The organism is Isoptericola sp. NPDC055063 (assembly GCF_053608125.1).
Genome location: NZ_JBSGUW010000002.1, coordinates 188,802 through 201,586, shown reverse-complemented (window position 1 = coordinate 201,586; position 12,785 = coordinate 188,802). Strand labels below are relative to the sequence as shown.

Annotated in this window: 14 protein-coding genes; 7 read left to right on the top strand and 7 right to left on the bottom strand. The window is 75.4% G+C overall.

The features are described from left to right. The first annotated feature begins 135 nt into the window (after positions 1-135). Entirely contained in the window at positions 136-891 is a 756-nt protein-coding gene (locus tag ACWF41_RS02870) for an SDR family NAD(P)-dependent oxidoreductase (protein WP_380322544.1), read from the top strand. Positions 892-897: 6 nt separating this feature from the next. On the opposite strand, the gene ACWF41_RS02865 is transcribed toward ACWF41_RS02870, so the two are convergent. Both ACWF41_RS02865 and ACWF41_RS02860 read right to left on the bottom strand, forming a co-directional pair. Beyond that, complete coding sequence (locus ACWF41_RS02865; protein ID WP_380322541.1) at positions 898-1,287, bottom strand: DMT family transporter; 390 nt, start codon at positions 1,285-1,287, stop codon at positions 898-900. 1 nt (position 1,288) lies between these two features. Continuing rightward, a complete protein-coding gene (locus ACWF41_RS02860) occupies positions 1,289-1,603 on the bottom strand; it encodes a DMT family transporter (protein ID WP_380322538.1) in 315 nt (104 codons plus the stop codon). A gap of 92 nt (positions 1,604-1,695) precedes the next feature. Between ACWF41_RS02860 and ACWF41_RS02855 the strand changes: the two genes are divergently transcribed. After that, positions 1,696-2,271 (top strand): TetR/AcrR family transcriptional regulator, encoded by a 576-nt coding sequence (locus ACWF41_RS02855; protein ID WP_380322535.1) that lies wholly within the window; start codon positions 1,696-1,698, stop codon positions 2,269-2,271. 26 nt (positions 2,272-2,297) lie between these two features. Here the strand turns inward: ACWF41_RS02855 and ACWF41_RS02850 are convergent, their stop codons facing one another. The 4 genes from ACWF41_RS02850 to ACWF41_RS02835 all read right to left on the bottom strand — a co-directional run bounded on the left by ACWF41_RS02850 (position 2,298) and on the right by ACWF41_RS02835 (position 5,873). Further along, positions 2,298-2,888 (bottom strand): TetR/AcrR family transcriptional regulator, encoded by a 591-nt coding sequence (locus ACWF41_RS02850; protein ID WP_380322532.1) that lies wholly within the window; start codon positions 2,886-2,888, stop codon positions 2,298-2,300. Positions 2,889-2,939: 51 nt separating this feature from the next. Further along, on the bottom strand, positions 2,940-3,659 hold the full coding sequence (locus tag ACWF41_RS02845; RefSeq protein ID WP_380322529.1) for an ABC transporter ATP-binding protein: 720 nt from the start codon (positions 3,657-3,659) through the stop codon (positions 2,940-2,942). After that, positions 3,656-4,834, bottom strand: coding sequence for an ABC transporter permease (locus tag ACWF41_RS02840; RefSeq protein WP_380322526.1), 1,179 nt, complete (start codon positions 4,832-4,834; stop codon positions 3,656-3,658). The genes ACWF41_RS02845 and ACWF41_RS02840 overlap by 4 nt, the downstream gene beginning before the upstream one ends. A 67-nt stretch (positions 4,835-4,901) precedes the next feature. Then, positions 4,902-5,873: an ArsR/SmtB family transcription factor gene (locus tag ACWF41_RS02835; protein ID WP_380322550.1), complete on the bottom strand. Its 972-nt coding sequence runs from the start codon at positions 5,871-5,873 to the stop codon at positions 4,902-4,904. An 80-nt stretch (positions 5,874-5,953) separates the two neighbouring features. On the opposite strand from ACWF41_RS02835, the gene ACWF41_RS02830 reads away from it, so the two are divergent. The 5 genes from ACWF41_RS02830 (at position 5,954) to ACWF41_RS02810 (ending at position 11,582) form a co-directional block, all read left to right on the top strand. Beyond that, positions 5,954-7,225: an MFS transporter gene (locus ACWF41_RS02830; protein WP_380322523.1), complete on the top strand. Its 1,272-nt coding sequence runs from the start codon at positions 5,954-5,956 to the stop codon at positions 7,223-7,225. Positions 7,226-7,358: 133 nt separating this feature from the next. After that, a complete protein-coding gene (locus ACWF41_RS02825) occupies positions 7,359-8,360 on the top strand; it encodes a CorA family divalent cation transporter (RefSeq protein WP_380322520.1) in 1,002 nt (333 codons plus the stop codon). 94 nt (positions 8,361-8,454) lie between these two features. Then, on the top strand, positions 8,455-9,189 hold the full coding sequence (locus ACWF41_RS02820; RefSeq protein ID WP_380322517.1) for a response regulator transcription factor: 735 nt from the start codon (positions 8,455-8,457) through the stop codon (positions 9,187-9,189). Between the two features lie 6 nt (positions 9,190-9,195). Further along, the gene (locus ACWF41_RS02815) at positions 9,196-10,590 is read left to right on the top strand and encodes a sensor histidine kinase (RefSeq protein ID WP_380322514.1); all 1,395 of its coding nucleotides are present in this window, start codon (positions 9,196-9,198) and stop codon (positions 10,588-10,590) included. Further along, the gene (locus ACWF41_RS02810) at positions 10,587-11,582 is read left to right on the top strand and encodes a TAXI family TRAP transporter solute-binding subunit (protein WP_380322511.1); all 996 of its coding nucleotides are present in this window, start codon (positions 10,587-10,589) and stop codon (positions 11,580-11,582) included. Before ACWF41_RS02815 ends, ACWF41_RS02810 begins: the two co-directional genes overlap by 4 nt. A 66-nt stretch (positions 11,583-11,648) precedes the next feature. Here the strand turns inward: ACWF41_RS02810 and galE are convergent, their stop codons facing one another. Further along, entirely contained in the window at positions 11,649-12,752 is a 1,104-nt protein-coding gene (galE, locus tag ACWF41_RS02805) for a UDP-glucose 4-epimerase GalE (RefSeq protein WP_380322508.1), read from the bottom strand. Between the last annotated feature and the right edge of the window lie 33 nt (positions 12,753-12,785).

Below are 12,785 nucleotides of genomic sequence, written 5' to 3'. Positions count from 1 at the left end.
CAACAGCGCCCCCTGCCCCAGGGGCATTTTCCTTCCGCCTCTCCCCCCTCTTGCCCCCCGGCGCCCGGCCCCCCCCCCCCCCCCCACAACGCGTCTAGGCTGTGACGGCACCCCCGATCGTCCCGAGGAGCCCTCATGCCCGTCCCCACCCGCGTCGCCGTCGTCACCGGAGCCAGCAGCGGGATCGGCGCCGCCAGTGCCCGGGCCCTCGCGGCGGCGGGCTTCCACGTGGTCCTCGGCGCGCGGCGGATGGACCGGCTCGAGCGGGTGGCCGCCGAGACCGGCGGCACCGCCCTTCCCCTCGACGTCACGGACGACGCGTCCGTCGCGGCGTTCGCGGCCGCCGTCGACGAGAAGCTCGGGCGCTGCGACCTGCTCGTCAACAACGCGGGCGGCGCGCTGGGGACGGAGTCGGTGGCCGACGCCGACCTCGCCGACTGGCAGCGCATGTACGACATCAACGTGCTGGGCACGGTCCGCGTCACCAAGGCGTTGCTGCCGCGCCTGATCGCGAGCGGCGACGGCCAGGTCATCACCATCGGCTCCATCGCCGGCCGCGAGCCCTACAAGGGCGGCGCCGGGTACAACGCGGCCAAGCACGCCGAGGCGGCGCTGACCCGGGTGCTGCGCCTGGAGCTGCTGGGGCAGCCGGTGCGCGTCAGCGAGATCGACCCCGGCATGGTCCACACCGACTTCTCCCTGGTCCGCTTCAAGGGCGACCAGGAGCGCGCCGACGCCGTCTACGCGGGCGTCGAGCCGCTCACGGCCGAGGACGTCGCCGAGACGGTGGCGTGGATCGCCACGCGCCCGGCGCATGTCAACGTCGACCAGGTGCTGCTCATGCCGCGCGACCAGGCGGCGGCGCAGGTCGTGCACCGCCGCGAGGTCTGACGCGCGTCAGTCGGTGGGCGCCTCCGGGCGTTCGCGCCCCTCGGCCTTGTCGCCGACGAGCTTGAGGCCGATGGCGCAGCCGATGATCCCGGCGAGGAACAGCACCTTGAGGGCGGACGCCGTCTCGGCGCCGCTCGCCATCGCCCACGCGACGGTGAGCGCGGCGCCGATGCCGGTCCAGATGGCGTAGGCCGTGCCGATGGGGATGTGCTTCGCGGCGTAGCCGAGGCCGAGCATGCTCAGCGTCAGGGCGACGAGGAAGACGATCGTGTCGACCGGCACGGTGAAGCCGCGGCTGGCGTCGAGCGCCGTGGCCCACACCGCCTCGAGGACGGCGCTGGCCAGCAGGACACCCCAGGCCACCGAGGTCGGGTTCTTCTTCAGGTCCTTGCTCATGTCAGCTCACCACCTTGAGTCCCACGACCGACCCGACCAGGCCGACCAGCAGCAGCGCCCGGGCGACCGTCAGCCGCTCGTCGCCGCGCACGATGGCGACCAGCACGGTGAGAACGGCGCCGATGCCCACCCACACGGCGTACGCGGTGCCCACCTCGATGGTGAGCATCGCGTGCGCGAGGCCCCACATGCTCAGGGCCAGGCCCACGACGAACAACACGGTCGGGACCGGTCGCTTGAAGCCGTGCGACGCGGCCAGCGCGGTCGCCCACACGGCCTCCATCACGCCGGCCAGGATCAGGATCAGCCAGTCCACGGCAGTCGCGCCCTCTCGCTCGCAGGATGTTTTCGCACGATCGTGCGAAAGAAGTTCTATCACACCTCGCACGACCGTGCGAACATGGGGTCGTGCCCCAGAAGCTCGACCGTGACGAACGCCGCCGTCAGGTGTCCGAGGCCGCGTGGCGCGTCCTCGTGCGCGACGGTCTCGAAGCCCTGTCCGTCCGCAACGTGGCCGCCGAGGCCGGCCTGCCGCAGAGCTCGCTGCGCTACACGTTCCCCACCGTGGCCAGCGTGCGCGAGCGCGCCGTGTCGCTCGTCGTGGAGCGGCTGCGCGAGCGGGTCGACGCCGTGGACGTCGCCGCCCCCGGCGGCGCGCGCGCCGTGCTGGCGCAGCTGCTCCCGCTCGACGCCGAGCGGCGCACCGAGATGGAGGTCTACCTCGCGCTCGGCACCGCCGCCATGACCGACCCCGCCCTGCGCGAGGGCCACCGCGCCGCCCAGGACGCGATCCGCGGCGTGTGCGGCGACGCGCTCGCCGCCCTCGCCGGCCGCCCCGCCGCCGACGTCGAGGTGCGCGAGCTGCACGCCCTCGTCGACGGCCTCGCGCTGCACGTCGTGCGGCAGGACCCGGGCGCCGGCCCCGCGTGGGCGCTCGACGTCCTCGACGCGCACCTGGCGCGCGTGGCACCCGCGCCGAGGTAGTCCGGATCGCGCCGAGGTAGTCCGGGCTACGTCGCGGCGTCGCGGGCGCGGTCGGCGAACGGCGCCACCAGCTGCTCGACGGCGGCCCACGCCTCCTCGAGCGGGGTGCCCGACTCGATCATCCGCGAGGCGGTGTTCACCATGGCGTTGAGGAGCTCCGCCGTCCGGGCGGGCCGGGCCACCCCGAGCGCGCGCAGCGTGTCGGTCAGCGGCCGCAGCAGCTCGTCGTGCATGGACCGCACCCCCTGCGCGACGGCGGCTGCCGGCCCGACGTCGGCGAGCGCGGTCGCGAGGGCGTGCTCGCCCGCGGCCACGAGCTCGAGGTTGGCCCGCGCGTAGGCGAGGATGCGAGCGCCGTCGTCCTCGGCGGCGTCCATGGCCTCGGCGACCGTGGTCGCCCACCGGGGGAACACGTCCTCCACCATGGCGCGCAGCAGGTCCTCCGCGGAGCGGAAGTACTGGTAGATGCTCGGGCGGGCGAGCCCGGACCGCTCGGCGAGCGCGGCGAAGGTGGGCGGGCGCCCGGTCTCGGCGAGGAGGGCTCGCGCGGCGTCGAGGAGGACCCGCTGCTGCGCCGCGCGGTGCTCGACGACGGTGGGGGCGCTGATGCGCGGCACGGCTCTCCTCCTCGCGGGGCGCCCCGGGCCTGGTGGCCCGGGGCGTGACGGTCAGTCGACCAGTCTTCCATCCTCCATCCGCACCACCCGGTCGCAGTGCTCAAGCACGTCGTGGTCGTGCGTGACCATGACGGTCGCGACGCCGTGCTCGTGCGTCTCCGCCGCGAGCAGCTCGACGACGGCGTGGCTGCGCGCGCGGTCGAGCGCCGCCGTCGGCTCGTCGACGAGCAGCAGCGCGGGCGCCGTGACCAGCGCGCGGGCGATGCCGACGCGCTGACGCTCGCCGCCGGACAGCTCGTGCGGCCGTCGGTTCGCCTTGTGCGCCATCCCGACCTGCTCCAGGAGCTCGAGCGGCGACCGCGCCGAGGCCGCGACCTTGCGCCCCGTGGCGTGCAGCGCGAACCGCAGCTGGTCGACGGCGGTGAGCGCGGGGAGCAGGTTGCCCGACTGGAACACGAAGCCGATCCGTTCCCGGCGCAGCTGCGCCTGCCGGGACGCGGAGAAGGCGCCGACGTCCTCGCCGTCCACCAGGACGGTGCCGGAGTCGGGCCGCGTCAGGGCCCCGGCGACGGCGAGCAGGCTCGACTTGCCGGCCCCGGACGGGCCGACGACGGCGAGCAGCTCGCCCGCCGGGACGGCGAGGTCGACGTGGTCGAGCGCCGTCACGGTGGCGTCGCCGTCCCCGAGGGTCAGGACGACGTCGGTGAGGCGGAGGCCGTCGGCCCCGGTGGCCCGGGGTGCGGTGGCGGTGGTGGGGGCGGGCTGGGTCATCGCTGTCCTCCGAGGGCGGTGAGCGGGTCGACGCGGGCGATGCGGCCGACCGCGGCGGCCGCGCCGAGGAGCCCGAGCGCCACGAGCAGGACGGCGGCCGCCGCGACGGGCACGGGCTCGAGCGAGAAGGGCATGGGGGTGGACGTCAGGAGCGCGCCGAACCCGACGCCGACGGCCACGCCCACCGCCGTCGAGCCGACGAGGACCACCGCCGCCTGCCCGAGGGCGTCACGGACCAGGTAGCCCGTGCGGGCGCCCATCGCGCGGGCGACGGCGATCTCGTGCCGGCGCTGGATCGTCCAGACGGTGAAGAACGCGCCGACCACGAGCGCGGAGATGGCGTACAGGAACGTCTGGATGAGGTCGAGCGTGAGGGTCTCGGCCGCGTACCCCGGCGAGCCCTCGAACGAGTCCTCGAGCGACACGGCGGTGGTGCCGGTGCCGGCGGCGGCCGCCGCCAGGTCGACGTCGGCCCCGTCGGACTCGGCGAGCGCGACGGCGGTCGCCTCGTCGTAGGCGTCCGGCCGCACCTCGTCGCCGGGTCCGGCGCCGGCATGGATCTCCTGCCAGGTGGCGAGCGGCACGTAGGCGACGTCCACGTGCCCGTAGGTGTGCTGGCCGTCCAGCACCCCGACGATCGTCAGCTCGGTGCCGAGCCGGTCGACCGTCACCGTGTCCCCGACGTCGAGCCCGAGGTCGGTCACCGTCTCGCTGACGACGATGCCGTCGCGCGCGCCGAGGCCGTCGCCGCGCGCGACGAGGTCGGGGGCGGGGGCGAGGAAGGAGTCGGGCTCGACGCCGAAGAGGGCCAGGTCGACGGCCTCGCCGTCGGGGCCCTCGGCGTTGACGAGCTGGTTGCCGAAGAGGGCGGCGTCGTCGATGCCGTCCTGCTCGGCCCAGCGCTCCGCCTGGTCGCGCCCCACGGTGCTGCGCGAGAACGCCGAGTCGACGGCGGTGCCCTCGTCGAACGCGAACGCGGTCGCCGGCAGCTTCTTGAGGCCGGAGACGCCGTCGTTCACTAGGCCCGAGGACAGCCCGGACAGGATGACGACGAGGATCGCGACGAGGGCGACGACACCCCCCATCAGGCCGAACCGAGCCCGCGCGAACACCAGCTCGCGCCACGCCAGAAACATCGTGCTCCCTTCCGCGCCGGCACCAGTTGCCGACGTCATGTCGGGAACGATACCAACGCGGCGTCGGGAAACTGTCGGGAGACGGGAGCTCAGGCTGTGGGGTCGGTCACCGGGCCTCGCGGCCGCCGCCCACCAGCGCGTCGCCCACCTCGGAGCGCAGGTACAGCACCGACCGGCCGGCGCGCGCGGACGTCAGCAGGCCCGCGTCGCGCAGCACGCGCAGGTGCTGGTTCACGGCGCTCGCCGTCACGTCGAGGCGGCGGGCGAGGTCCGTCGACGACGCCGGCTGCTCCAGCGCGGTGAGCAACCCGGCCCGCGCGCGGCCCAGGACGGCGACGAGGGCGTCGTCCGCCACGTGCCGCGCCGCCTCCCACAGGGTGCCGGTGCCGCGCGCGCCGTACATGATCACCGGCGGCTCGGCGGGGTCGATGGGGCACGACGCGCCGCGGGTGAACAGGGTCGGCACCAGGGTGAGCCCGACGCCCGTGGTCGACCGGCGCCGGGTCGCGGGCTGCGTGGTGAGCTGCACGCTCACCACGCCGTCGGCGAAGGAGACCCGCTCGGCGAGGTCGGCGAACATCGCGCCCGCGCCGCGCGCCGAGATCACGGTGCCGCGGTGCACGACGTCGGCCTGCAGCACCGCGCGCATCCGCGGCCACACCGGGGCGACGCAGGCGTCCCAGTAGGCCGTCAGCGCGGCGTCGATCCGCCGGCGGACCTGCGGCACCGGGCCACGCAGTGCCGCGGGCAGGCCGTGCGGGTGGACCTCGGCGAGGTCGTGCGCCACCGTCGCGTCGTCGACGGCGGCCACGGCGGCCAGCTCGTCGTCGATACGCGTGAGCGGGCCGCCGGGCCGCGGCGTGAGGTAGTCCGGCGTCCACAGGGAGTCGTTCGTCAGCGCGAGCAGCATCTCGCCGTCGAGCGTCGGCCGCGCCTGCTGCACGCGCCGCAACCACGGCAGGTGCACGGGGTAGCGGCCCGGGTCGCGCCAGGCGCGTAGCGACAAGACCAGCTCGTTCAGCGGGGAGACGGCGAACCGCACGTCCGCCAGGTCCATGCCCGCGAGCTCGTAGTGCATCCATCCCACGGGTCGAGCGTAGATGTAGCGCACCGCTACATCTGTTCGTCGGCAGGCGGAGGGGGCTGCCTACTGGTGCCGTGATCCAGACCCTCCTGCCGCGGGACCCCGTGGCCCGCGCCCTCACCGTCTCGACCATGGCGTTCGCGGCGTCGACGGGCATCTTCTACACCGTCTCCGTGCTGTACTTCACGCGCGTGGTCGGCCTCTCGGCCGGCACCGTCGGGCTGGGGCTGGGGATCGCCGGCGGCGCGGGTGTGCTCGGGTCGTACCTCGCCGGGCGCTGGTCCGACCGGGCCGGCGCCCACCGGGTGCAGGTGTGGGGGCTCCTCGCGCAGGCGCTGGCGCTCGCGGCGTACTCGTTCACCTCCGACGCGGTGAGCTTCACGGCCGTCGCCATCGTCGTCAGCGCCGGCCGCGGGGTGCAGTCCACCGCGCGGCAGGCGCTGCTCGCCCGATGGTTCACGGGCCCCGAGCGCGTCGGGGTGCGCGCCCGGCTGCGCGTCGTGACGAACGTCCTCATCGGGCTCGGCACCCTTGCTGCCGCCGTCGCGCTGCTGGCCGACACCGCCGCGGCCTACCGCACCGCGATGGTCGCGACGGCCGTGCTGCTGCTCGCCGCCGTCGCGCCCCTGGTCACGCTGCCCCGCCGCGTGCCCGACCTGGCCGCGCGCCTCCTCGCCGAACCGCCCGCGCCCCAGGGCGTCGACGGCGACGACGTGGAGTCGCCCGCCCGCCACCCCCTGCGCGACCGGACGTACGTGGCCAGCGTCGCGCTCAACGCCGTCGTCGCCATGCAGTTCGGGGTCATGACCGTGGGCGTGCCGCTGTGGGTCGCGAGCACCGACGCCCCCACCGCCGTCGTCTCCGCGCTGCTGGTGGTCAACACGGTGCTGGTGGCGCTGCTGCAGGTGCGCGCGTCCCGCGGCACCCACGACGTGCGGACGGCGGGCCGCGCCGTGCGCCGCGGCGCCGTGCTGCTGGCCGCGGCCTGCGTGCTGTACGCGGCGGCCGGGTACGGCAGCCTCGTCGCGGCGACCGCCCTGCTGCTCCTGGCCGCCGTCGCGCACTCCCTCGGCGAGGTGGTGTCCGAGGCCGGCGGGTGGGGCATGGCCTTCGAGCTCGCCGACCCGCGTCGTGCCGGCGCCTACCAGGGCCTGTCGCAGACCGGCTACGCGCTCGCCGGCATGGCCGCGCCCGTCGTCGTCACGGCGCTGCCCGTCCGGTACGGCACCCCCGGCTGGCTCGTGCTGGGCGCGATCTTCGTCGCCGCCGGGGTGGGCGCGGCGGGGGTCGCGCGCCGGGCGGCAGACGCCCGGCCGGCCCCGGACGCCGCGCCAGTCGGAGCGTGACGGTCGAGGGGTGACGCTCGGCGCGGCAGTTTCGGCTCACCGCGGCAGTTCGAACTGCCGCGCTGAGCGCGAACTGCCGCCGTGACGGGTGTCCCGCCGCGCCGTTCGGCCCGGTTCGTCCGAGAATGCGGGAGTGACGGACCGGACGGGCAGTGCAGCGGGCGCGGAGGAGAGGCCGGCGGGCGTGGTGGAGTGGTTCGTCGGGACGCACGGCGCGCCGGCGCGGGCCGCGGACGACGACCACCCGGCGCGCTGGCTGCACGTCACGGACAAGGACGCGTTCCTCGCCGCGGTGCGGGAGGTCGACCCGGCTCTGGGGGAGCGGCTCGCGCAGGCGCACGTCGTCGCGCGGGAGGTGCCGAAGCGGCCGGCCGCCGCGGTGCGGTGGCTCGACGACGAGTGGGTGGCCGTGCTCACCCCCACGGTCTGGTTCACGGAGGACGACCGGCAGGTGCACACCGGCGAGCTCGGCGTCCTCGCCGGCAAGGACGCGGTGCTGACGTTCGAGGTGGGCGACGCCGGGGTGCACGACCTCGCGCTGGACCGGCTGAGCGGCCCGGGCCCCGCGCACGGGACGGGCGCGCAGCGGGTGGCGCTCGCCGTCGTGCTGGGCGTGGTGGGCGTGGCGTCGGAGGTGGAGGTGGCGCTCGGCAACGCCGTCGCGGACAGCGAGCGGGTCGTCTTCGACCGCACGATGGCGGACCCGGTGCAGCGGCTGTACGACCTCAAGCGCGAGATCACCGAGGCGCGGCGGGCGCTGCTGCCGGTGTCCGCGGAGCTGCCCGAGCTCACCGTCGACGACCGCCGCATGGTCGCCGACCGGCGCACGCTGGAGCGGGTGGCGTCCACGGTGGAACGCATCGACCGGCACCTCGACGCGCACGACGACCTGCTCTCCGACATGCTCCAGGTGCACCTGTCGCAGGTGTCGGTGCGGCAGAACGAGGACATGCGCAAGATCTCGGCCTGGGCGGCGATCCTCGTGTACCCCACGGTGATCGCGGGCATCTACGGCATGAACTTCCGGAACATGCCGGAGCTGCACTGGCTGCTCGGCTACCCGTTCGCCCTGGGGCTCATGGTGGTGGGCTGCGTGGTGCTGTACCGGGTCTTCCGGCGGGTCGGCTGGCTCTGACCTGGCCCGGTCCCGCGCACCGGTCCGCGGTAGGAGCCCGAAACGTCGCTCCGCTAACCTGTGCGCTCCAGGCGCCCGAGGGAGGGACGGTCCCGTGCAGCTGCTGGTGGTCGAGGACGACGACCACGTCGCGAGCGCGCTCGTGTCCGTGCTGCGGCGGCACGGCTTCGAAGTGGTCCGTGCTCGCGACGGCGCGTCCGCGCTGCGCGAGGTGAGCCCCCGCACGGACCTGGTGCTGCTGGACCTCACCCTGCCCGACATCGACGGCTTCGAGGTGTGCCGGCGCATCCGCCGCGTCTCGGACACGCCGATCATCATGGTCACCGCCCGCACGCGCCTCGACGCGCGCATCCAGGGGCTGGAGCTGGGCGCCGACGACTACGTGACCAAGCCGTACGACGTGCGCGAGGTGCTCGCCCGCATCGACGCGGTCCTGCGCCGCGGCCGCGGCCGCGAGTGGGACGGGCAGCGCGCCGAGGCCCCCGACGCGCGCATCCGGGTGCGGGGCGTCGTGGTGGACCTGGCCCGGCGCGAGGTGCGCCGGACCAGCGACGCCGTGGGCACCGTCGTCGAGCTGACCCGCAAGGAGTTCGACCTGCTCGCGCTGCTCGTGCGTCAGCAGGGGTCGGTCCTCACGCGCGAGCGCATCCTGCGGGACGTGTGGGGGTCGAGCTGGAAGGGCCTCGGCCGCACGCTCGAGGTGCACGTCGCCTCCCTGCGCCGCAAGCTCGGCGAGCCCGACCTCGTCGAGACGGTCCGCGGCGTCGGCTACCGGCTGGCCGCGCCCGACGGCGGGGACGCGGCCGCGCCGCGCGGCGCGGGGGCCTAGACGTCGATGCGGACCCGGCTGGCGATCATCCTGTTCGTGCCCTGCGTGCTGGTGCTGGCGCTGCTCGGCGCCGCGTACTCCGGCAACGTGGCGCGCGCCAACCAGCAGGAGGTCTACCTGGACCGCCTGGCCGACGCCGGCTACCTCGTGATCACGGCCCGCCAGTCGCTGATGGCCGACGACCCGGCGATCGTCGAGGGCGACCTCACGCGGTACCGCGACGTGTACGGGGTGGGCGCGGCCGTCGTCGACCAGTCGGGCGCCGTGTGGGCGTCCAACGGGCTCGACGTCGACGACCTGGACGAGCGGCACGCCGCCCTCGCGGGCCGGCGCGGCGAGGCGGTGCTGAGCACCCTGCCGTGGAAGGCCGACCGGATCGTCGTCGCCGAGCCCGTGTACGACGGCGGGGACCTGGTCGGCGCCGTCCTCACGGTCTCCGAGGCGTCGTCCGTCTCCCGCAGCATCTGGTCGAGCTGGGGGATCCTCGTGGCGGCCGGGCTCGTCACGTGCGTGCTCGCGGTCGTCATCGCGCACCGCACCGCGGGCTGGGTGCTGCGCCCGGTGCGCGCCGTCGACGCCGCCATGGGCGAGATCGGCCGCGGCCGCCTCGACGCGCGCATCCCGCCGTCCACCGGCCCGCCCGAGCTGCGCGAGGTCATCACCCGGTTCAACGCCATGGCCGCGCAGGTGGAGCACTCCATGCACCGCCAGCAGGAGTTCGTCTCCAACGCGTCGCACGAGCTGCGCAACCCGCTCAACGCGCTCATGCTGCGCGTCGAGGACCTGGCCCTCTCGACGCCGCCCGAGCACGCCACCGAGGTGGCGCACGTGCGCGCCGAGGCCGTGCGCATGGCGCACATCCTCGACGCGCTGCTGCTCCTCGCCGACGACGCGAACCTGGCCGCCGGCGCGCACCCCGTGGACGTGGCGGAGCTCGTCGCCCGGCGCGTCGAGAGCTGGCGCCTGCTCGCCGTCGGCCGCCACCTCGCCTTCGAGGAGGCCCCCGAGGGCGCGTGGGCGGAGCTCAACGAGATCGTCCTGGAGTGCGCCTTCGACGCCGTGCTCGACAACGCCGTGAAGTTCTCGCCCGACGGCGGCCGCATCGACGTCACGGTCGGCACCCTCGCCGCCGGCGACGAGGCCGACGATGCTGCCGGCATGGTCGAGGTCACCGTGCGCGACCACGGCGCGGGCGTGCCGCCCGAGGAGCTGGAGCGGCTGGCGGAGCGGTTCTGGCGCTCGCCCGGCCACGGCACCGTCCGGGGGTCCGGGCTCGGCCTCGCCATCGCGTCCGAGCTGCTGGCCACCGGCGGCGGGGGACTGCGCCTCGCACTGCCCGACGGCGGCGGCTTCGAGGTGCGCCTGCGCATGCCGGCGCTCGCGGCGGAGGCGGTGTCGTGAGCGACGCGCGGGCGGTGCGCCGCCGCGGCCCCCTGCTCGCGGTGCTGGCCGCCGCGCTGCTGCTGCTCCCGCTGCTCGCCGGCTGCGTCGGCGACGACGCGGCCGGCGACCCCTGGGGCGGGAACCGGCCCGACGCGCTCACCGTGGCGACCGGCGGCTCCACCGGTATCTACCACGCCTACGGCGTCGCCTACGCGAAGGTGCTGGAGCAGCGGTACGACCTGCCCGTGGAGGTCGACGAGACCGGCGGCTCGGTGGAGAACCTGAAGAGCCTCGACGCCGGCACGGCGCAGGTGGCGTTCAGTGCCGCCGACGCCGCCCGGGACGCCGTCGCCGGCGAGGGCGAGTTCGACGAGCCCCTCGACGTGCGCGCGCTCGGGCGCGTCTACGACGACTTCGTGCACCTCGTGGTGCCGGCGAACTCCGACGTGCGCTCCATCGCCGGCCTGGCGGGCAAGCGGGTCTCGCTCGGCGCCCCAGGGTCCGGCACCGCGCTCATCGCGCACCGACTGCTCGCCGCCGCGGACGTGCCCAGGGCCGCGCTCACGACCCGGAGCCTCGGCCTGGACGACTCGATCGAGGCCCTGCGGGACGGGGAGATCGACGCGTTCTTCTGGTCCGGGGGCCTGCGGACCCCGGGCCTGACGGCGCTCGCCGCGGACGTGCCCGTGCGCCTCGTGCCCCTGGGCGACCTGGTCGAGGAGGTGCGCTCGCGGTACGGCAGCGGCTACCGCCACGGCATCGTGCCGGACGGGATGTACGGGTCGCCGCGGGCCGTCGAGACGCTCGCCGTGCCGAACTTCCTCATGGTGCGCGGGGACATGCCCGACGCCGAGGCGCGCACGCTGGTCACCACCCTGTTCGACGCGCGGGCGGAGATCTCCGCCCAGGTGCCGTCGGCGGCGAACCTCGACCGCGTGCGCGCGATCTTCACCGACCCCGTCCAGCTGCACCCGGGTGCCCTGCAGTACTACCGCGAGACGAAGGACTGACCTGCTGGACCGACCTGCCGGACCGACCTGCCGGACCGACCTGCTGGACCGACCTGCCGGACTGACCTACCAGGACGACGCGGCCGGCACGGCGGAGACGAGCCGCAGCCGGTGCCCGACACCCCCGCGCCACGGCGTGGTCGGGGCGAGCGCCGCCGGGTAGCCGCCGGGGTTGCGCTGGTGCCACCGCCACAGGTCGAGGCAGATGTCCTCGATGCCGCGCGTGGCCCGCCAGCCCAGCTCGGCCTCCGCGCGGCCGGGGTCCGCGTACGACACGGCGACGTCGCCCACCTGGCGGCCCGTGACGCGGTACGGCACCGTGCGGCCGGTGACGGACTCGAACGCCCGGACCACCTCGAGCACGCTGGTGGGCCGGCCGCTGCCGAGGTTCCAGGTGGACAGCTGCTGGTCGGCGTCGTCGAGCCCGGCGAGGGCGGCCACGTGCCCCGCGGCCAGGTCGTCCACGTGCACGTAGTCGCGCATCGCGGTGCCGTCGGGCGTGGGGTGGTCGTCGCCGTGCACGTCGAGCCGGTCGCGGGTGCCGGCCGCCGCCTCGGCGACGGCGGTGAGCAGGCCCGCCGCCGCGCCCGGCCGGTCCGGCCCGAGCGTCGCGGACGGGTGCGCCCCGGCGGTGGTGAAGTGCCGCACGACGCCGACGCGCAGGGCCGGGCCGGCGTCGGCCACGACGTCGCGCAGGATCTGCTCGGTCATCGCGTGGCTGCGGCCCACCGGGCCGAGCGGGGCGAGCGGCGCGTCCTCGCGGTGCGGCAGGTCGCGACCCTCGCCGTACACGGCGGCCGACGACGACACGACGAGCCGGTCGACGCCGTACCAGGCCATGCATCGCAGCAGCGTGAACGTGGTGCCGAGGTTGGTCTCGTAGCTGTCCAGGGGCCGCACACCGCGCGCCCCGGGCCGCTTCACGCCCGCGAGGTGCAGGACGGCGTCGAAGCCCTCGGCGTCGAAGAGCCGCTCGAGGGAGTCGATGTCGGCGCTGTCGAAGACGTGCACGGGGACCGGCCGGCCCGCCAGGACCTCGACCCGCTCCAGCGCGGCGGGGGCGCCCCGGGAGAAGTCGTCGACGACGACGACGTCGTGCCCCGCGCCGAGCAGCCGGAGGACGGTGTGGGACCCGACGTACCCGGCGCCTCCGGTCACCAGGACGCGCATGGGACTCCTCACCTCAGCGATCACGGCAGATGA